Source organism: uncultured Methanobrevibacter sp. (genome assembly GCF_902769175.1).
Lineage (GTDB): Archaea > Methanobacteriota > Methanobacteria > Methanobacteriales > Methanobacteriaceae > Methanobrevibacter.
Genome location: NZ_CACXNW010000009.1, coordinates 49678 through 73325, shown reverse-complemented (window position 1 = coordinate 73325; position 23648 = coordinate 49678). Strand labels below are relative to the sequence as shown.

General features: G+C 33.8%; 8 protein-coding genes. 3 read left to right on the top strand and 5 right to left on the bottom strand.

What is annotated here, in order from left to right; all coding sequences use genetic code 11:
- Positions 1–71: 71 nt before the first annotated feature.
- Positions 72–1064, bottom strand: a complete 993-nt coding sequence (gene priS, locus QZV12_RS04430; RefSeq protein ID WP_295617820.1) for a DNA primase catalytic subunit PriS — start codon at positions 1062–1064, stop codon at positions 72–74.
- 185 nt (positions 1065–1249) lie between these two features.
- Between priS and QZV12_RS04425 the strand changes: the two genes are divergently transcribed.
- Positions 1250–1741, top strand: a complete 492-nt coding sequence (locus tag QZV12_RS04425) for a hypothetical protein (RefSeq protein ID WP_295617817.1) — start codon at positions 1250–1252, stop codon at positions 1739–1741.
- 117 nt (positions 1742–1858) lie between these two features.
- On the opposite strand, the gene priL is transcribed toward QZV12_RS04425, so the two are convergent.
- On the bottom strand, positions 1859–3220 hold the full coding sequence (priL, locus tag QZV12_RS04420; RefSeq protein WP_295617814.1) for a DNA primase large subunit PriL: 1362 nt from the start codon (positions 3218–3220) through the stop codon (positions 1859–1861).
- 376 nt (positions 3221–3596) lie between these two features.
- Here priL and QZV12_RS04415 point away from each other — a divergent pair, with 376 nt between their 5' ends.
- Both QZV12_RS04415 and QZV12_RS04410 read left to right on the top strand, forming a co-directional pair.
- The gene (locus QZV12_RS04415) at positions 3597–3977 is read left to right on the top strand and encodes a hypothetical protein (RefSeq protein ID WP_295617811.1); all 381 of its coding nucleotides are present in this window, start codon (positions 3597–3599) and stop codon (positions 3975–3977) included.
- Between the two features lie 60 nt (positions 3978–4037).
- A complete protein-coding gene (locus QZV12_RS04410; RefSeq protein WP_295617808.1) occupies positions 4038–4541 on the top strand; it encodes a hypothetical protein in 504 nt (167 codons plus the stop codon).
- 275 nt (positions 4542–4816) lie between these two features.
- On the opposite strand, the gene QZV12_RS04405 is transcribed toward QZV12_RS04410, so the two are convergent.
- The 3 genes from QZV12_RS04405 to QZV12_RS04395 form a co-directional block, all read right to left on the bottom strand.
- Positions 4817–5842: a multidrug transporter gene (locus QZV12_RS04405; RefSeq protein ID WP_295617805.1), complete on the bottom strand. Its 1026-nt coding sequence runs from the start codon at positions 5840–5842 to the stop codon at positions 4817–4819.
- A gap of 803 nt (positions 5843–6645) precedes the next feature.
- Positions 6646–10002, bottom strand: a complete 3357-nt coding sequence (locus tag QZV12_RS04400) for an Ig-like domain-containing protein (protein WP_295617801.1) — start codon at positions 10000–10002, stop codon at positions 6646–6648.
- The gene (locus QZV12_RS04395; protein WP_295617798.1) at positions 9999–23648 is read right to left on the bottom strand and encodes an Ig-like domain repeat protein; all 13650 of its coding nucleotides are present in this window, start codon (positions 23646–23648) and stop codon (positions 9999–10001) included. Before QZV12_RS04395 ends, QZV12_RS04400 begins: the two co-directional genes overlap by 4 nt.

Here is a 23648-nt window from a genome sequence, read left to right as displayed (position 1 = left end):
TAGTTTTATCATTTCTTGAATATAAAAAAAAAAAAAAAAAAAAAAAAAAAAAAAAAAAAAAAAAAAAAAAATTACTCATCAGCAACTTCTTCATCTTTTCTTTCATAAACGAACTTAGGTACAGCATATTTAAAAGGATCAAAAGTTTCAGGATTTTTAACTTCCACACATTTCATGCTCACTTTTGAGTGAAGAGAGCTTGGAAGCCTTAATATTCTCTTTAAATCTATAGTTACCTTTGCATCTAAAGTGGCTAAATTAACTCTTGCCATTGCATTAACCAAATCCTTATATCTTCTTGGACCGATATTCTGTTTAAATGAACCCCAATCATCTTCATAAAGGTAATCCCTATGCTTTATCAAATCCTTTAGGAGACGATCATTGATTCCATCCAGCTTTTCATCCCCCTTCAAATGAAGAATGTTATACTTTACCTTTTCTGTAAAGACAGCAGGATAAGCTATTGGAATGGAAAAGTGCTCAAAATTATAAGGCTTTCCCCCAGGAACCATATTTGGATATTGTGACTTTGGAACATCAGCACCAGCTACATACTTCAATACCTCACCTCTTAAGTCGCTGTTTGCCTCCATCATTATAGGATCCAATATTCGAATATGGAATCCCCTACCTGAATAAATCAAATGAATATTCTTAAGGCCTAAATCCCCTTTTAATGTATCCAACATCATATTCACTCTTTCAAGAGCTTCTCCAAGGCATATTTCACAAACACCATCACAGTTGCAGGAGCGTATAGGCAAGTCCTTTGCATCAATATCAAAAATGAATTCTGCCTTTTCCCATCCTCCACGCTTTCTAGGATTTGCATAAAATGCTACAGAAATATATGCTGCAAATGGAGTCTTGGTTCTCAAGAATTTCTTAAGTGGGTCTGTACCGAAAAAAACCTTATACCTATCATTAGGTCCTTGACCGAAATGATCAAAACCAAATTCCCTTTTAGTGATTCCATCTGAGATAAAGTCAGGTATGTCCTTTGGAGACCATTCCTCCCTGTAATATCTCCGCCTTTCCTTAATGCTTGATGGACCAAACATAAAATCACCAAAAATATGCAATGCAAAAGAATTTTTTAAAAAATTATTTGATAATAAAGTTTTTTATAAGTTTAAATAAATAGTATTATAATAATATAAGTAAAAATATTTATGATTTATGTAATACTTAAAACTTATTATAATCAAAAAAACAGCAAAATTAAAAATAAAAAAGAGGGTAAAAGATGCTAAGTGAAGAAGAACTTAGAAGACTGATTGAGAGCTTGACAATAAGGGAAATCATAGAGCCTGCATTAGATAATTGGAGCCCCTACGAATCAACTGGAAAAACAGTCATTGACTTAAAGACAGGAAAAGTTCAAGGAATCAGTTTAAAATATAATGAATTGATTGAAATCAGACATGATGATGAGCACATTGAACTTTATAGAATTGAATCTGAAGAGGACCTATTTGATGAGGAAGAACTATTAGATGAAGAGGAATATGAAAAATTTCTTAATTTCAAATTAAAAAAAGAAGAGGAAGATGAGCATTACGACGATTATGACCCTAAACTATTGGAAGAATTCTGTGAAATAGAATCAATTGACAAAAAGGAAAGGCAAATAAAAATTTTAATTGATAGCTATGAAGAATATCATTTCAACAACTATCAGGACTTTGAACATGCCATAATCTTAAAATACTATGATGAGGATGATTATACCTACTGAATCTGAATCATAAGTTAAAAAATGATTTAAATAAAAATTATTATAATAATAATTCTAAAAAAATCAAAAAAAAGATAAAAAAAAGTATAAAAATAAAAAATTTAAAGACTAAAGAACTTATTGATTGGAAGAGGATTCTTCTATAGAATCATTATTTAACTCACCATTCTTACTCATTATCCATTTTTTCCTTGAATAATAGCTTAATGGATTATTGATTTTTGCACAATCCTTATTTTCCTTACAAAGTTGAGGCAAATGCATTTTTATCTTTTCACAACTCATAGGAGTGTACCATTTGGTTTCTCCCTCATTTTCAAGACTTACCTCTTCATGCATACCGAATCCAAGTTTTGAAATGATGTTTATCTTTTCTTGAGGCTGATCTTCAAATAGAGGAGGAGTACAATTGTCTGCAGCCTCAAAAATAAGAGGCAAAATCTCATTTAAGGTTATGTTTAAATTAGTGTCAATATCTGAAACCTTTACAGTCCTATCTGAGCCAAAAATACCTGGATATAGTCTTGCATAAGATACAAAAGATGTTAATAATAGCACAATAGCATCATTCCTACCACCAGATGAAACACCTGCAACAGTATTTGCTATGCATGGAGGAAATGCTTCCCTAATAAGCTTTCCAATTTCCATATTTCCATAGGAACCACCACTTGCATAATATGTGCTATACTCAGATAATGTTTCATCAATAGCTTCATCAAGCATTTCACCTAATTCCACAATGGAAGGATGCATTTCTACAATAGCCAACTTATCCTGAATGGATTTAATGTAATCTTCAGTCTTTTGCATCAGCAGTTTAGTTAAGATAAGCTCTCTTAAATTGTCTCCGATTAAGATGTCATAAACTCTTTCTGGAACCCTGCCACTAAACTTATCGCCGAATGAGTAGACAAACTCTTCCTTATCCAATACTATTTCACCATTCTGCAATACCAAATCAGTTAATGATAGCTTTTTAGTGGCTACCAAGTCTTTTAGGAATGACCATTCAATGCCATCTTGAATAAGAAAATCATTCAATATTTCATCTACAATCTCCTTTTTCTCACTGAGTTGCATCTTAATTAATCTGTCTTCAATCATCAATCCTTGAGATTCAACAAAAAGCTTAACCTCACGAGAGCCTGGCCTAAATTTGCTTGCAATAGCTTGAGCCAATATATGATAGGCTATAGTATCAAATTCAACAATTCTCTCATTGAAAAAGTAGTTATAATCATTTGGATTGAACTCCTTATTATTCTTACGTTCAATATACCATTTAATTCTGTTAATGGCCAAATCAACAAGAGTATCAGGAACAACCTCTTGATTGGAAATAGTCTGGCGATTTGTATGAATAACAATATCCATTAAGGCATCATTATGGTTGAATATTTCCTCAAGACCTCCTAATCCCCTAACAATATTTCGTCCTTCCTCTGATAAGGGATTTATATATGAAACTAAAGCCATCGTATTCCTCTAAACTCTTTTTAAAAAAATTAAAACAAAATGAATTAAAACAGATTCATTCATTGAATCTTATTATATAATAGTATAATTCAATACTTTAAATAATTTTTTATAATTGGTTATCAAGAATTTTTAAAGATAAAAAATAGTTAAATGATAATTAAATAATTATGACTTAATAAAATTATAAAAAAACTGTTAAATTATATTTAAATTAAGAAATAACAATTAAACGAAGAAATTTACTTTAAATATTACCAAATAATTAAATACTATTAAAATAAAAAGAATATCTATGGATTCAAAAGGAATAATAAACATTGAACTTTTATTTTGCACATTAATTATAATTTTATTGCTTATTATAATTTTTCCAATGATAAACCAAAATATTAATTCAAATCTAGAAATTGATGAGGATAGCCAAGGAAGATTTTTATTAGGCCATATCTCAAATTCAATTAATGAAGTGAATTCAAAAGAAAATGGATTCAATAAACAGATTCAAATGCCTGAATCAATCAATGGAAATTATTACTCGATTCTTGTAAAAAGCAATGAATTGATTATTGAATTTAACGGCAAAAAAGGAAAATCCAATATAAATCCAATAAAGATTGTAGATGCAAATAATAAAACCATAGAAAATGTGCAATTATTCAATGGAAGATCATACCTAATTAAAAAAACATTGATAAACGATAATAAAACCCATACAATTAATCAAAGCCCAATTGAAATAAGGCAGATAGAATGAGAATAGCTGAAAACTTCCAAATAAACAAAATATGGATAAATGAAATTGAAAAGGGATATTATGAAAATAGACAATAAAGGACAAATGACAGTAGAATTGATATTATTAATCAGTTTTACACTAATTGCAACAGTAATATTAGCCAATGCAATAATAGACAGCAGTGAATTGAGCATAGCAATGGCTTCAGCAAGAAATGGAGCATATGAAGGAATATCTTCAAGCGGATTGGCAATTTATCCAAAGCAATCCTATGACAATTATTCAAGTGATTATAAAAAACAATCTCTAATGAAAACAAAAAACATCAAGATCATTAAAATTACTGAGTCAATGAAAGGAAAAGACAGTTTCAATCGAACTAGAATCCAATTAAAGGTTTATGCTTCATCTCCAAATATAAAAACAAAGGAAGAAAAGGAATCAATAGGAGACAGAATTAATTATAATGTTAGAAAAAGCATAACCAATTCATTTAAAACTGAAAATATTACAAATAAACTCTTTAATCCTGCCTTTTCAAACAAATATAGTTTTACAACTGCAAATGTAGATTGGATTTAAACAATCTTTTTGAGCCTTCGGTTTAAAAATATTGACCAAAATATTTTCAATGTTTAATTTTTTATAATAAATGACAGATACTTCTAAATTACCTAAGTTTAAAAATAAAATAAAAACTAAAAATCTTTGAAAGAATTAAAAAAAAGATTACAAAATAGCTGAAAAAAATAGTTAAAAATATTTAAAAATAGTTAAAAATAGTTAAAAATAGTATAAAATACTTAAAAATAGTAAAAAATAGTAAAAAAAGTAAAAAAAGATTAAAAGAAAAAAATTTAGCCTAAATAATAGAAATAATCCTTTAAATGTATGAATTGGGCAAATGTTTGGTTATGGGTTACAGATGGCATAAGCAATGCAACAATTATTCCAAGTATTCCAAATATGATGCCTATTCCCCAAATCATCCTTACAGCGGTTTTTTCATCAACAGGCTTTCTTAAAACAAATCTGATTAAGGATTTAAATCCTTGTTCAGGCCTTACTAATTTTCCATCCTCATTAAGTTGAGTAGGCTTGTGCTGTTGTCTTTCCATAACACCTGCACTATAAAACTTAAGTGCAGCATCAATGATATTAGGAAGAAGAACAATAAATGCAATCAATTTAACCCTACCGATAAATGCAATAGCTGCAATGGTTGCTCCTATGATAAGGGTACCTGTATCTCCTGGAAAAACCTTTGCAGGGCACTTATTATAATATAGGAAAGCAATCAATGTTCCTAACATGCTCATGATTATAATAACTACATCGTATTTACCAAGAATAATACATGCAATTGTAAGGGAAGTCATGGAAATAACTCCAAGACCTGATTCAATACCATTTAAACCTGCAAGCATATTGGTTAAATTGGAACAGATGGAAACTGCTATTGGAATTAAGATCATATATAAGAGGCCAACATTAGGAGGTGCAAACCACCATAATGGAATACCTGCAAGGAAAAGCAGGAATAATTTTTCTTTAGATGAGAGAATAATTAAGTCATCTACCATACCAATCATTCCAACAAGAAGAACTACAAGAAGAACAACGGTTAGCTGGAATGTTAATGTTGGGAAAAGTATGGTTCCAACAAAAATACCTATAAAAAATCCAAATATAATTCCCATACCACCCATTTCGGCTACAATAGGGCGAGAAGATTTGTGAATATCCTTTCCTATAATTTCAGCCTGCTCAAGCTTTCGAATAAGCCAAGGCATAACTAAACGAGTACTGATAAATGAAACTATCCCACAAATTAATGCAATTACAACAAGGGGCATTGTAGGAATTGAAATTAAACTTGACATTTTAACACCAAAAATTATTAATCTATTTTTATTAATTAATTTAGTTTATATTATTTATATTAAATAAACTTTTTATAAAATCTGCCATTTTAACTGCAATTAAGATTAAAACTGAAATAAAAAAATTATAAGAAAAGCAAATAAACACATATGAAAATTTAAAAAATTTAATGAAAATCATAAAAGACTATATGAAAAATAATATAAAATATGTGAAAATTATGTGAAAATTATATGAAAATTCTTATATTAAAATAATATAAAATATGTGAAAATTATATGAAAATTATATGAAACTTATAAAAAAATACTATGCTATGTAGATGAGAAATATTATAAAAATACAATTGCTATTGTAAGTTAATTATATTAAATAAATAGTAAATTAAAATAGGTTAAAATATAATAAGTATTAAAAATATTAATCAATATTTTAATAATTCCAATATGAATTTTTTGTTAAAAATTCATGATAAAAACTATGATATTTTGATTGGTTTTTTCAATCAAAATATATTTATAAAAATTTATTTCTAAAAAAATTAAAAATTTCTAAAAGGGAATATTGGAAAAAAATATTTTATTAAAAATGATTGAAATAAATTATAAAAATTATGAAACCAATTATGTTGATAAAATGAAAATAAAAATGAAAAAATTAGTGAAAAACATTAAAAATAGAATAAAAATATAGAAATAAGAATTTTAAAAAAATAAAATAGAATAATGAAAAAATAAACTAAGAATATTAAAAAAATAAAATAAGATTTTAAAAAAAAAATTTTAAAAAAAAAATAAGAAGATTAGGAATCATCCTCATCTTCATCTTCATCATATTTTCTTTTTAATGGTATGAAACCTAATAATGCAAAGACCATCAATAGGATTGCAATTGGATTACCAGTGGCTTTGCTTTCTAAATCAATGCCATTTCCATTTGCATGAGCTTTCTGTTTAGATGGGCTGGTTTGGTTTTCACCAATTACATCAAGATCTCCGCCATCAACATCAGCAGATTCATACTTATCGTCACCACTATAATGAACCTTAATATGATGTTTGCCTGCTTTCAATCCAGGGATTGTAAATACAGCTTTACCATCTTTTACAGGAGCAGTGTACTTCTTGCCATCAATTTCTACAGTGACATTTCCTGTTGCATCTTTAGGAACAGTAACTGTTACTTTTCCATCTTGTCCTTCCTTGATTGTAGGTGCAATAACATTTACATCTGGCTTTACCTTAGATACAGTGAATTTTCCAGTTGATTCACTTGGCAAGTACTTATCGTCACCACTGTATTTGGCTTTTACAGTGTAATTGCCTGCTTTCAAGCCAGGAACAGTGAATACAGCCTTACCATCTTTTACAGGAGCAGTGTACTTCTTGCCTCCAACATCAATGGTTACAGTTCCGGTAGCATCCTTAGGAACAGTGACAGTTATCTTCTCATCATCTCCAACTTTAATGTCTTTAGGAGTGACCTTTGTAGATGAATTATGCTTAATTACATTGAATGTAGTACTGTCTGAACTGTTTGTGTAATTATGGCTTCCAGGATATACTGCTTCAACTGTATGTTCTCCTGCTTTCAAGCCAGGAACAATCAATTTGCCTTTTCCATCAATAAGCTCAACAGTGTATTCCTTGCCATCAACAGTAACGGTTATATTTGCATTGATCTTTTCAGTTCCTCTATCATGAGTGACTTCCACATCAATCACTGCATCCTCTCCAACTTTAATATCCTCAACAGATACATTGGTTGTGGTGTTAGCAGGAATTACATGGAATACATCATCGTCATCAGCTTCATTGTGATTCTTATCACCGTTATAATGTACGCTAGCAGGATATGTTCCAACAGCCAAGTTTTCTAAATCCCATTGAGCATTGCCGGAGTAAGCGTTAAGTCCGCTTGCAAATACAATATGAGCATATCCGTTTTCAAGAGGCAATGTAACCTCTTCACCATTTACATAGATGGTTACAGTACCTGGAGCATTACAGGTTACGGTAAGCTCTTCAATATCTCCATAGATAATGTCATAAACATGAATCTCAACTGTTGCATTGGCTTTAGCCACTTCAAATTTACCATCAGTGCTATTTGGCATATAGTTATTGTCTCCAGAGTAATCAACATGAACTGTGTAATTATCTGCATCCAAATCAGAAATGACAAGTTCAGCAGTGCCATCGCTAATAGGAACAGTCACATTCTTAACTACATTGCCATCCTTATCCTTAACAGTTATTGTTACATTGCCTGTAGCATCTTCCGGAACAGAGACAGTAATTGTCTCATCATCACCATAAGTGACATTTTGAGTCTCTAATTCCACTGGAGTGTCTATTTTTCCAACTGTGAAACTGCTTGTTCCAGTTGCTGGATCATAGTTAGCATCACCAGAGTAATCTACAGTAACGTCATAATCACCGGCAGGCAAGTCATTCACATCAACTGAAGCTTTGCCCTCATTAATAGGCACATCAGTGAATGTTCTGTTATTTCCATCATTATCTGTTACAGTAATATTTACTGTACCGGTAGCATCATCTGGAACAGTTACTTCAATAGTTTCAGTGTCATGATAATCAATATCCCTTGCATCTACATCAACAGTAGGATCAATCTTATTAACAGTGAATGAACCTGTTCCTGTAGCAGGAACATAATTCTTATCACCAGAGTATTTGACTGTTACATCATAATTTCCAGCAGGAAGATCATCAACAGGAATGCTTACAGTTCCATCCTCACCAACAGGAACATCATTAAATGTCTTGGAAACGCCATTATCACCAACAACAGTAACATTAACAGTACCTGTAGCATCTTCTGGAAGAGTGACATTTATAGTTTCAGTGTCATGATAATCAATATCTGCAGTATCTACATCAACATCAGGGACGATTTTTCCAACTGAGAATTGACTGGTTCCTTCAGCATCAGTGTAATTCTCATCTCCAGAGTATTTTACAGTAACATCATAAGTGCCAACTGGCAGGTCTTCTATAGGGATGCTTACTGTGCCGTCTTCGCCAACAGGAACATCATTAAATGTCTTGGTAACGCCATTATCACCAACAACAGTAACATTAACAGTGCCTGTAGGAGTGACCCCTCCTTCAACACCAGTAATTCCTATTTCAATTTTCTCAGTTTCACCATAATCAATGTTAGAGGTATTGATTTCCATAGCCGGTTTTGCTTTAGATACTGTGAAATTATCTTCAGCTTCACTGCCAATATGGTTGTCATCACCGCTGTATACCACTTTTACAGTGTGATTTCCAGCAGATAAGCCAGGGACATTCAACACAGCACGTCCACCAGTATCAGTTTGAGTTAATTCAACAGTCTCTTCTCCATCAATGAAGACAGTTACAGTACCAGTAACGTTCTTGCCATCAACAATAGCTGTAATTTGCTCATCATCACCATAGGTGATATTAGTGCCAACAGCATAAGCATTAGGCTTAGCCTTATCCACATTAAATGTGCTGGATGCATTTTCAGCATTGTAATTATTATCACCACTATAAGCCACATTTACTTCATAATTGCCAGCAGGCAAGTTTTCCAATGGAATGCTTACAGTTCCATCCTCACCAACAGGAACATCAATGAATGTTTCGCTTACACCGTTATCGCCGGTTACAGTAACATTAACAGTACTTGTAGCATCTTCAGGAAGAGTGATTTCTATAGTTTCATCATCTCCATAGCTAATGTCTTCAGTATCTACATCAAGGATAGAGTCAATCTTATCAACAGTGAATGAACCTGATCCGGTAGTTGGACTATAGTTATCATCACCGGAGTAATCTACAGTTACATCATAATCACCAGCAGGCAAGTCTTCAACAGGGATTCTTACAGTACCGTCTTCACCAACAGGAACATCATTAAATGTCTTGGTAATGCCATTATCACCTGTTACAGTTACATTCACAGTACCTGTAGCATCTTCAGGAAGAGCAATCTCAATATTTTCTGTATCGTGATAATCAATGTCAGTGACGTTAATATCCATAGAAGGTTTATCTTGGCTTACAGTGAAGTTATCTTCAGCTTCACTTACATTATGGTTGTCATCACCGTTGTAAATCACTTTAACAGTATGATTTCCTGCAGATAAACCAGGAACATTCAATACAGCACGTCCGCCTCTTCTCCATCAATGAAGACAGTTACAGTACCAGTAACGTTCTTGCCATCAACAATAGCTGTAATTTGCTCATCATCACCATAGGTGATATTAGTGCCGATTGCATAAACAGTTGGCTTAGCCTTATCTACAGTGAATTCGGCATTTGCAGAGGTAGCATTGTAATTGTCATCACCGCTATAGGAAACTTCAACTTCATAATCCCCAGCAAGAAGGCCAGGAACATTAAATGTTGTTGAACCATCTTTAAGTTCTTGTGGACCGTATTCAGTTCCATTTACTTTAATGGTTATGCTTCCGGTAGCGTTATTGTCTCCAATAGAAACTGTAATGGTTTCATTATCACCATAAGTGATATTGGTTGGAGTTACATTAATGTCTGTAATATTAGCCTTATCTACATGGAATAAGGCAGATGCTTCACTATCATTGTAATTAGGATCATCATGATAGTTGGCAGTTACATTATACTCGCCAACAACAAGGCCAGGAACAGTGAAGGTAGCCTTGCCATCACCATCAACAGACTCAGTCAACTCAACATCAGTGCCATTGATTGTAATGGTAACTTTACCAGTAGCATTATTTGCATCAACTGTAACAACTATTGTCTCATCATCAAGATAAGTGATATTTGTAGGAACTACAGTCATATCAGTAACATTAGCCTTGGAAACTGTGAATAATGCACTATTCTCACTATCATTGTAATTAGCATCATCACTATACTTGGCAGTTACATTATAATCGCCGACAACAAGGCCTGGAACAGTGAAAGTGACTGTGTTAGATCCCTCTTCTGTAATATTTTTGCTTAATTCAATATCAGTGCCATTAATGCTTATTGTAACTTTTCCTGTAGCATTTTCAACAGGAACAGTAACAGTAATGGTCTCATCATCACCATAAGTTATGTCAACTGGAACCTCATCTACACTTGATGCAGCTGGACTAACTGTAAAGATTGCACTTGCATCATAATCATTGTAATTTGCATCATCAGTGTATTCAACAGTTACATTATAATCTCCAACAACAAGGCCTGGAACAGTGAATGTAACAGTTTGACTACCTTCTTCAGTGATGTTTTTGCTTAATTCCACATCTGTGCCATTAATCTTAATGGTAACCTTACCGGTTGCATTAGGAACATCCAAAGTAACTGTTATAGTCTCATCATCAAGATAAGTTATGTTTGTTGGAATAACAACAAGTCCTTCAGTATCAGGAACATCAGGAATATTAGCCTTATCAACATGGAACAAGGCAGATGCTTCACTGTCATTGTAATTAGGATCATTGCTGTATTCAACAGTTACATTATACTCTCCAACAGCTAATCCTTCAATGCTTATAGCATATGACGGATTGTCTCCACTGACAGTTCTTTCATCCACTACAGTTCCATTTAGTTTTACAACTACAGTACCGCTTGCATTGGCAATAGGTACAGTTACAGTGATTGTTTCATCATCAAGATAAGTTATATTGACTGGTTCAACTGTTACAGTTGAATTTGCAGGATTTACTAGAAATGGAGCGCTGGTCTCAGCATCTTCATAATTTGCATCAGAATCATATTTCACTTCTACAGTGTAATCTCCTACAGCAAGTCCTGGAACAGTGAATGTTACAGATTGTGAGCCTTCTTCGGTAATGTTCTTGCTTACAACTACAGAATCATCAAGAACAACCACATTTCCATCCTTATCCTTAAGGGTTATAGTCACTCTTCCAGTTGCATTGTTTACTCCAACACTTACCACAATGGTTTCATTGTCAAGATAAGTGATATTGCTTGGAACAACTATCAATGAGGATTCATTTTCAGGACCAACTGGAATGGTAGCTTTAGTTACATTAAACTCAATATGTGCTATGGAATTATTGTAGTTAACATCATCGAAGTATTCTACATCAATAGTGTGAGTTCCTACATCTAAACCTTCTAATTCAAGTTTTACTGGAGTGTTACTGTCTATTGGCAAGACATCATATAATTTTCCATCAACTTTAATTATTACCCTACCAGTTGCATTATAATTAGGTATGGTAATGTTTGCATACTCTATTTCACCATAGATGATGTCTTCTGCATCAACAGTGACATTTGATGCTACCTTATCAACTCTAAATGGAGCTGAAGCACTTTGGCTTGTGTAATTTGCATCTCCAGAGTAGTTGGCTTCAACTGTGTAATGGCCTACAACAAGACCAGTGACATTGAATTTTGCCTGTCCATTTTCATCCAATTCAACAGTATCTGTGTAATCGCCAATGGTTATGCTTACACTGCCAGTGGCATTTGCATCTCCAACAGTGACTACAATTATTTCATCTTCAGTGTATGTTATATTTTGAGCTTCAACAGTTATTTGGCTTGGAGCAGCCTTAATCACTTCGAATAATGCAGAAGCTTCACTGTCGTTATAGTTTCTGTCATCAGTGTATTTTACAGTGACATTGTAGGTTCCAACAGCAAGTCCGCTTACATTAGTCAATACAATTGTGTCTCCATCTTCTGCAGTTAAATGCTTGATGAATTCATAGTCAGTGCCATTGATTGTAAGGGTAATTGTACCTGTGTGGTTTCTGATTGGAACAGTGACAGTGATTGTTTCATTATTGCCATAGACAACAGTTGGAGCAGGAACTACTGTAACAGTTGAATTAGCTTTAGATACTGTGAAGCTGGTTGTAATTCCTTCTTTAGGATTATAATTAGAATCTCCACTATAATTTGCTACAACAGCATAATCATTTACCTCCAAGTCTTTGACAGTAAATGAAACTTTGCCATTTTCCAAATCTTTGGTTTCAATTTCCTCACCATTTATAGTGATTGTCACTTTACCTGTGATGTTGTTTTCACTGAATTCAAGTGTGATTGTTTCATCTTCACCATAAGTGATGTTTACTGCAGTGATATTATTGTCTGATGTTTCATTAAAGTCAGCAACATCTGCTTTAATCACATTAAATCCACTATTTCCAGTGCTATTTAAGTAATTCCTATCACTATGGTATCTTGCTTCAACTAGATAATCATCAGCAGCAGACAAGCCTTCAACATTGAATACTGCTTTTCCATCAGAGCCAATAGCTTTGGTTTCCACTTCTCTGCCATTGATATAAATAGTTACACTGCCAGTTAGGTTAAACTTATCTGCTATTGTGTTGTCAACAAATACAGTGATGTTTTCAATTTCACCATAAGTGATGTTAATAGGCTCTACACTAACTACAGTTGGAGCTTGTTTGACTTCAAAGGTTGCATTTGCATCTACACTATCATCATTTGCAGTGAATACTGCTCTAACTGTGTAATTAGCCACTTCTAAGTTTTCAATTGGGCTTAAAGTGATTTTATCCTTATCAATCACTTCAGCATTGTAGATTTCAGTATTATTCAAGTAGACAACAAGGTTTCCATTAAGAACTTCACCAAGATCAATTTCAATGTTTTCGCTTTCAATGTGATAAGTGATATTTTGAACATTAACCTGCATGTTTTCCGGAAGGGCATTATCTACATTAAAGTCTTTTGCATCACTATTGTCATTGTAGTTTCTATCATCATGATAAACAGCTGTTACATTATGTTTGCCTACAGCTAATCCTTCAACATCAAAGTGTAAAATACCGTTTTCATCAATCTCAGAAATGTCTTTTGTTTGATTTTCAACTCCATCAATGTAAATGGTTACCTTACCGCTTAAGTTGTATTTTGCAACAACATCACTTGCTTCGCCATCAATTAAAACACCAGTAACAGTTACATTGATTTTCTCAGTTTCTTTGTAAATGATATCTATAGGATCAACTTCTACAGTTACATTAGCCTTATCTACCTTAAATCCTGTAGTCAATCCATCTTCAATAGATATTGGGTTATAATTGGAATCACCAGAGTAGTTAGCAACTACAGTGTAATCATTTGCCTCTAAATGAGCTATTGTAAAGACTGCTTTGCCATTGTCCAATGGCTTTGTGTCTGTGTAATCACCAATAGTGATGGTCACATTTCCAGTGATGTTTGTTTCATTCAAGACTACAGTTATGGTCTCATCATCACCATAGGTGATATTGATTGCACTGATGTTTCTGTTTTCCTCTTTCACATCAGCTTTAGTTACATTGAATAATGCATTGCTATTGCTGTCATTATAGTTTTGAGTGCTAGACTCATATTTAGCTGTTACATTGTACTCGCCAACCACCAATCCACTTATATTGAAGCTTGCTTTTCCTTCAGAGTCTAAGCGTTTAGTCAATTCTATATCAGTGCCGTTAATTGTGATTGTTACAAATCCGGCAGGAATTGCAGCTCCTTCAATGCCAGTGACAGTTATATTGATGATTTCATCATTTCCATAAGGAATATTGTTAGCTTCAATATTCACTGTAGTGTTTGCTGGGTCTACATGGAATGGAGCATTTGCAACTACAGATTCATAATTGCTGTCACCAGAGTAGTTTGCAAAGACAATGTAGTTTTCATTTGCATTTAACAGGTCATCTCCAGTTTCTTTAGGTATGTTGAAGATAATTTCACTGATTCCATCAGTGATTTCCTTAGTGTCAGTGTAAGTGCCTACAGTAATACTTACAGTTCCAGTAGCTCCATCAGGTACAGTTACAGTAATGTTTTCAATTTGGCCATAGCTAATGTTGGTTGGCACTACTGTAATTTCATTGGAAGCCTTAGTCACTTCAAATTCACCTGTGATGGTTAGAGGATTATAATTGCTGTCTCCACTGTAGACAACAGTCACATTATGCTTAGGATCAGCTAAAGGTTTGATTACAATGTATTCTAAATCATCACCAATTGTAATGGTGTCAACAATTACACCGTCAACAATTACTTCAATGGTTCCAGTAGGACTTAATCCACCTTCAACACCAGTGATGCTGACAGTGATATTCTCATCTTCACCATAAGTTATGTCAGGACTGTTTTCAGTTAAAGTTGGGTCTCCTTTGCGAACTTCAAAGTCAGCAGTGTATTCGCTGTCCTTATAGTTGTGGTCATTGATGTATTCAGCTTTTACAGTGTAATTGCCTGGAAGCAATCCTTCAAAGGAGTAGACGATTCCTTCAGTTGCATTAAACTCATCGATTTCCAAAGTTCTGATAATCTGTGTGCTGTCTGATTTATTGGTAATTGTAATGATTAGTTTTCCACTTGCATTATAGTCTGGAAGGCTTACATTGATATTTTCCACTTGAGTATAATCTATATCTTCTGGAATAGCCTTAATGTGAGAATCAATTTTAGTTACTTCAAATACTATAGATATATCCTTGCTTACATAGTCTACACCATAGAAATAATCGGCAGTGATATTATAAGTACCTACTTCAAAATTGCTAACATTAAATCTTACTCTTCCGTATTGCAACATTTTAGAGTCATATACAATCATTGAATCATTGATGATTAAATGAATCCAACCAGGTATTGCAGGAGATACTGTTACTACCACATCTGCAACATTCAAGTATTCTCCACCTGGAGCACTAATACTTAATTCGAAATCTCCAAATGGCTCTACAGCAAATTGGAAAGTTCCAGTACTGCCAATATGTTTGTCATCTCCAGAGTAAACTGCAGTGACATTGTATGAATAGACATCGAAGATTTCTCCATCAATATTCCATTCGATAACATTGCTGTCTCCAATTTCAAATACTTTAATAATGTTTACATCACCAAAATCATCATAAACATATAAAGTAAGAGTGCCTGTAACATCAGTTTCATTTATGGTTATTGTAAGGTTTTCTATAGAACCATAAGTGATTGGAGTTTGGCCAGTGACAATTGTTGTAGTGTTTTTCTTAGTTACATTATAAGCTGCAGAAGCCATTGTAGCATTATAATTGCTATCTCCATTATAGAAGACAACTACAGAAATGTCAGTTCCTTCCACTTCATTTTCAAGGCTTAAGCTTGCTTGACCGCCATTAAGGACTTTAGTTTCATTTAATGATTTGACTAATATGCTTAGATTTCCAGTTGGTATTTCAAGACCATCTAATCCTATTACAGTAATGTTTATGACTTCATCATCACCAACAAATATAGTATTAACCTCTATCTCAATGCTTGGGACAAGCTTATCAACAGCAAATTCACCTATAATAGTTACAGGGTCATAATTGCTGTCTCCACTATAGATAAGAGTTATATTATGCTTAGAATCTGCAAGAGGTTTGGAAATTGTAAATGTCAAGTCATCAGTGCCTATTGTTTTTACACCAATGGATACACCATCAACTAATACATCAATGGTTCCTGAAGCATCTGTTGGAACAGTTACAGTAATTGTTTCATCATTTCCATATGTGATATCAGGGCTGTCTTCACTGATTTCAGGAACAGACTTTCTGACTTCAAAGTCATATGCATCTTCACTATTCTCATAGTTATGGTCATCAGTGAATTCCACTTTTACAGTGTAATTGCCTGCTTCTAATCCTTCAAAGGAGTAAACAATTCCTTCAGTAGTGACAAATTCATCAATATCTTGAGTCTTAATTGTTTCGCCACTTGTTTTATTAATAATGCTTATGACAATTTTACCGCTAGCATTGACATCAGCTAAGCTGACTGTGATGTTTTCAGTTTGCCTGTAATCAATATCCTCAGCAATTACTTCAATATGTGAAGGTGCTTTAGTTACATTGAATAAGTCATCTCCAGTGTTTCCAGCCTTATAATTGGAATCTCCATTATAGATTGCAGTTACATTATAGTCATTATGGACTTCAAGGCCAGTAATATTAAAGATTGCCTTACCTCCAGAGACTTCCTTAGTTTCAATTTCATTTCCATCAATGCTGATGGTTACAGTGCCTTCTGCATCTTCTGGAACAGTTACAATAATAATCTCATCATCACCATAGAGAGTGTCATTAGCTTCTACAGTGATTTCATATTCCTCATTTTGTTCTACAACGATTAATGTGATTTGAGAAGTGCTGTTGTTATACTTATCATTTCCAGAGTAAACAGCAGTTACATCATAAGTGCCAACAGGCAATACTAAACCATTGATATCCCAGTTGACTTTACCTTCATCAGTTTCAGCAAGAGTGAATACCTTTGTAATATTATTAAATCCATCTGCAGTGCTGTTAATGTATAAGGTTATAGTGCCTGTAGCATCAGTGAAATTAACGGTTATGTTAAGATCTTCAAGAGTTCCATATTTGATTGGACTTAAGGCATCAACAGTTGTAGTTGTGTTCTGTTTAGTTACATTATAAGTAGTGGAGTTTTTGGATTCATTAAAGTTATTGTCTCCATTGTATATTGCAATTACAGATATGTCAGTGCTTTCTACTTCATCAGCAAGAGTGTAACTGGCTTGTCCGTTTTCATTTAATTGAAGGGTTACTTCCTTATCTCTGACATATAATGTAATATTGCAGGTCACTCCACCTTCACCATTTGGATGAACAGTGACATTTATTACTTCATCTTCACCAACAAAAATATTATTGACTTCAATTTCAATCCAAGTAGCCACTTTAGATACTGTGAACCTTTCAGTTCTGTTTGTTGGCTTGTAATTATTGGAACCTGCATAAACCGCTTCAACTATATATTCACCAGCAGGTAAAATCACATTATCTAAGTTCCAAATTGCCTTGCCATCAGTACCAATGTCATAGTCTTCAATGAAAATTCTAATACTTTCATTATTTGTGCTATTTACATATAGGTCAAGTGCATCATTTTGACCAATTTCGTTCAATTTTGGAATCTCAACGGTAATGTTTTCAATTTCCCCATAACTAATGTTCTGTGGAATAACCATCATTTCAACATCAGCCTTAAACACTTCAAAACCAAAAATGCTGCTGTTGCTTAAGAAGTCATCATCACCTTCATAATACACATTGATGCTGTAATTTCCGACATTGAAGAAGGTTTCTAAAGTGGAAGTGTCAATATGGACTATGCCGTTTTCATCAATGGAATATCCTAAGTTAGCAATGGTATTGTTTCCAATAACAGATTCATCATTTTCAATCCATTTTACTTCAACCCATAACTTTTCAGAGTTTGCATCTTTTGGAACTGTAATGTTAACGGTTTCATTTTCACCATATGTTAAATCAATTGCTTCAATGTCAATTGGGAATAAGTCATTAGTGACATAGAAAATTGTATCATTGTCAGACTCATTATGGTTTTTGTCTCCACCATAATGAACAGTGACATTGCACCTGCCTTTTGGAAGAACTGGTAAAGTGATTGAAGTTTTAGAATCAAGCAATCCAAGATCTTCATATTCAGCAACAACATTTCCATTAGCATCAGTAACAGTCACATTTACATTTTGAGTTGCAACTTTAGGATCAACATGAATATCAACTATAGACCTTTCACCACCACTTACATTATTTGCGCTTACATCAATAATTGAAACTGCCTTGAATACTGTGAAATTAGTGGTATTGTCACTTGGGAAGTAATTGTTGTTTCCATAGAACAATGCATCAACAGTATAATTTCCAGCATCCAATATAGGAAGTTCAATTTTAATTTCTTCAGTTCCTTCATCAACATAAACAGTGTAGGATTGTGTGTATCCTTCATCATTTCTTACAATAACAGATATTCTGCCTGACTCAATATATGGAACTGTGATTGTAATGTTTCCAGTTTCATTGTAAGTGTAATTCTGTACCTCTATGACAATAAATGATTCAGCCATATTTACATGGAATATGGAAGTTTCATTATCAGGCAAGTAAATCTCATCACCATTATACTTTGCATAAATGTAATATTCAGTTGCATTCAATCTTGGAAGAGTTAAGATTGCTTGTGAACTTTCATTAATAAATATTGTATCATTATATATTATATTGCCAAATGTGTCATTGATGAATACAGTTATATTTCCAATAGGATTTTGACCTGCAACTCCAGTTACTTCAAAACTTATGTTTTCATCTTCAGGATGAGTAATGTTTTGAGGTATAATGATAAGTTCAGATAATGCTCTTCCTATAGTGTACTCAGCACCAGTGTAATAATTGTCTTCTGGATGGATTATCTTATATGCATACTCATTGGCATCATTAGCTAAATCCACCTCAAAGTTGAATTTACCATTGGCATCAGTGAATGTGGTTAAGGTATCAACCAAATTATTTTCAGTGTCATAGATTTCCAATATGATTATTTGATGAATTTCATTTGTGGATTTGGCAGCAGTTACGCTATTAGTATTGGTTGTTGTCTCTTCATATAATCCGCCACCATCTACACCACAATATGTCACATTGCTTAATATGGCTGAAGTTGTATTAATTGCATTCAATAGATTATCATTACCTACAAATGTAGCATTTATGGAAGCATGATTTCCTATACGTGAATCCCTTTGATTAGACCATTGATTGAATAATGCCTGATTTTGAAGTAAAGATACATCAGTGAGATAGACATTGCTTGCACTGATAGCAGAACCGGTTTCTGCCTTATTATACATGAATACAGATGAGCCATTAACATATACATTACCTACACGGGATACAGCTCCACCTACTTTAGCAGTGTTATTGAAGAAGCTTGAATTGCTTATCCTTAAATTACCACTATAAACCCGGATAGCACCACCATTATTATCAGCATGGTTATTTTCGAAATAGGAATTGTTAACAGTTAAAGCACCAGATGAGTAAACAGCACCACCATTATTTAAAGCAGTGTTATTGATGAATGTAGAGTTGTCAATGACAGTGTTGGCAACTACAGCAACTGCTCCACCACTGGAACTCTGGACAACAATGCTATTGTTAATAAATGTATTGTTTTTAAATGAAGTGACTAAATTAGCGAATGCTGCAGCACCACCATCCTTTTGACCGGAGTTATTGATAAATGTGTTGTTTTCAAAGATTTGGAATCCTTTAGCACCAGAATAAATACCTCCACCAGCATTGGTACTGTGGCAATCAATAAATGTATTGTTTGCTACAGTGATATTTTCACCTGCAAGCACTCTTACACCACTTCCTTGACGATTACCGCTACAGTTAATGAATGTGTTGTTAAGTATCAATGCACCAAGACCATTTTCAATTTCCAATGCACGGAAACCATCAGTGTCACCACCAACACCAGTGATATTAATGAATGTATTGTTTACTACAGTTAAGTTAATACCAAGAAGGTTAATGGCTCCCCTATTACCTTGAGTACAATTAATTATAAGACAATTTGAAATCACTGGATTGACTGCAAAGTTAGAACTTGGATTTGTACCCATATAAACAGCACCACCATTCTTAGTGGTTCTTGCAATGGAATTTACAAAAGTACAATTGTCTATAGTACCATTTTGATTTTTCTCCCAGTGGATACATGCACCATGCTGACCACTTGACATATTTTCAAAGTAACAGTCCTTGATTAATCCACCTACACCATTGGCAGTCCAAGCAATACCACCAGCATTAGTATTTGCCCAGCCATTAGTGAAGTTACATCTAAGAATTGAATCTCCCTGTTTACCATTAAAGTAAATTGATCCTCCTTTTTGAGTTTTAGCAGTGTTTTTATCAAAGACTGAATCACTTAATGTAATTCCACGACCTTCGTAGAATAATCCTCCACCAGATTGATTTGCTGTATTGTTGATGAAAAATGTCCTTTTTATTTCAGTTTGGTCACCAGAAACATATATACCTGATCCATTAGTAGCAGTGTTGTTTTCAAGGCGAGCTCCATCGATTACAGTTCTAAAACCTGCAATATAAAAACCACCATAACTTGCAGCATCAGAATTTGTAAGGTTGGTATTGCTTACTTGAGTCCTGTTACCTAAGATGTATAAACCGGAACCATTTTTATTTGCTTTAGAATTGTTAATTGAAGTATCATAAAGATTAATGAAATTACCTAAAACATATATTCCTCCACCATTTTCCTTAACAGTATTATTGTTCATATAACAGTTTCCAATAGTAGCGTATCCACCACGGATATATACAGTACCGCTGGTATTGGAAGAACAATGGGTAAAGTTAGAGTAATATACATTATCATTTTCACCTAAAATGTAAAGTGCAGAACCTTCTTTAGTGGATTGGGAATCATTGAAGACACATTCACGAATGGTACCTCTGTCTCCTAGCCAAATGACAGATCCTCCTCTACCAGTATTTGGATCAGATACTGCACCTAATGCTCTGCTTCCTGTAAAGTTAGAGTATTCTACAATACCACGGGTACCTTCCCAGTAGACAGATCCACCAGCACCCCAAACGCTGTTGTCTATAAATTCACAGCTGGATACAAGACCGTCTTCAGCACCGGCATAGAAGTTAATGGCTCCACCATTCAATAATGCAACATTGGTTTTAAAGGTTGAACCATTGATTTGTGAGTTCTTGTTGTCTATGAGGAAAATTGCTCCACCCGATTCAGAAGCAAAGTTTTCAATGAAATTTGAATCGATTACAGCTACATCAGAACCGCTGACATATATTGCTCCACCATCCTTGTGAGCTACATTTCCAGTGAAATTACAGTTTTCGACTTTTGAGTTGTTACCTAAAATGTATAATGCTCCACCAGAAGCATTTTCACCGCTATAATCTATATGACAATCTTCAAATACTGAATTTGTAATATTGGTGTTATTACCGGTTAAGAATATTGCTCCACCTTGAACATTCCTTGCAGAGGAGTCTCCATCAACATAACTGTTGGTGATTTTAAGACCATCCATAATCATATTTGAACCTGTAACAACGAGGGTACCACCTTTAGAGCTACCATGAGCACTGTCAGCTGAATTGTTGTCTGCAGTCATATTATATATCTTACCATTGTTACCATTCCATTCAATTGCACCACCGTCATTATGAGCGATGTTATTAAGGAACACAGTGTTGTTTAAGCTACAGTCATGACCTTCGATGAAAATTGCACCACAGTCTTCAGTAGCAGAGTTGTTGGTGAAATTACAGTTGATTATATTTGTAAAGTTTCCCCAAATGTATAATGCTCCACCTGAAGCATCATCCCCATCAAAGTCAACGGAACAATTGGTGAATACAGAATTAGTTATGTTACAGTTATTACCTGATAAGCTGATAGCACCACCTTGAAGAGCTTTGTCACCGGTATAATGTTCACCGGAAACCTTACTTCCTGAAATATTAGCCTTATCAATTACTGCATTGTCACCAGTTATAAGGAGAGTACCACCTTTAGAACTACCATGTTCACTGTCTGCACAATTATCTATAGCTGTTAAATTATAGATTCTACCGTTATCACCATTCCATTCGATTGCACCACCATCATTATGGACAGTGTTGTTAATGAAAACAGTGTGGTTCAAGGTACAGTTTTCACCATCTATAAATATTGCACCACCATCTTCAGTAGCAGAATTGTCAGTGAAATTACATTTGACTACATTAGTGTTGTTACCAAGGATGTATAATGCTCCACCTGAAGCATAGTCACCGTCAAACTCTACAGAACAATTGACAAATGTAGAGTTGGTAATGTTACAGTTGTTACCGGTTAGGAATATTGCTCCACCTTGGATTTCGTCGTGACCTTCACTTTCACCTTTTGCACGACTTCCTGTAACATTGATTCTATCCATAGCTATATTTGAACCTGTTACAATAAGGGTACCTCCTTTTGAACTGGAGTCACCATAACTGATTGCACTGTTATTGATTGCAGTCAAATTGTAGATTCTACCGTAATCACCTGCCCAATCAATGGCACCACCATCATCACCTGCGGTGTTATTGATGAAAGATGAATTGTCTAAAGTGAAATAGTCTCCTCTAACATAAAGTGCTCCACCATCCTTAAGTGAATAACAATTGATGAAAGTGGAATTGGATATTCCTCCATGGTTGGTGATGGTTCCTTCAGCCTGAACATAGACTGCTCCACCATTTGCACCAAAGCTAGCTTCAGAACTTGCATTTGCATTTTTAAAGGTAATTCCATTTAAGTATACATTGTTTGAGTTAATTACGAAAATTCTAGCTAAGTTGCTTCCATCAATAGTATGTGAACCACCAATTATAGTTATAGGAGAATTGATTGTGATACCGTTTATTAATGAATCATCACCACCTGAAGTGAATGTGAAATCACGAGGCAATGTGAAACTGGTAGCACCTTCAGAGATAGCTTTATTAATTAAATATTCTAAATCGGTGAAAGTGTTTCCATCACCGACAGCAGTAAGTGCATTTGCACCTAAAATGTTTTTATCATTAGAATTTTTATTACCTAAATTGATATCAGTAATCTTATCATTGTCATCATCATTATTTGAACCAATATCAATTTCGGTATTGTTATCATTAAGCCCTTCAATAATGTCTCCATTGTTTGCATTATCATGAGCATTAATGTTTGAATCAATATTAGAATTAATGTCATCAATATTGCTTTCTAAACCATTTGCATCAGATGTTGCAATAGCTTGTGAATTGATATTTGATCCAATTACTGAATTATCAATTAAATCGGAATCAGCACTGACCTCAGCAGCTGAAACCATAGGTATGGTAAATAAAAGACATAAGATCAATCCAATGATAATAAATGCCTTATTATTCAT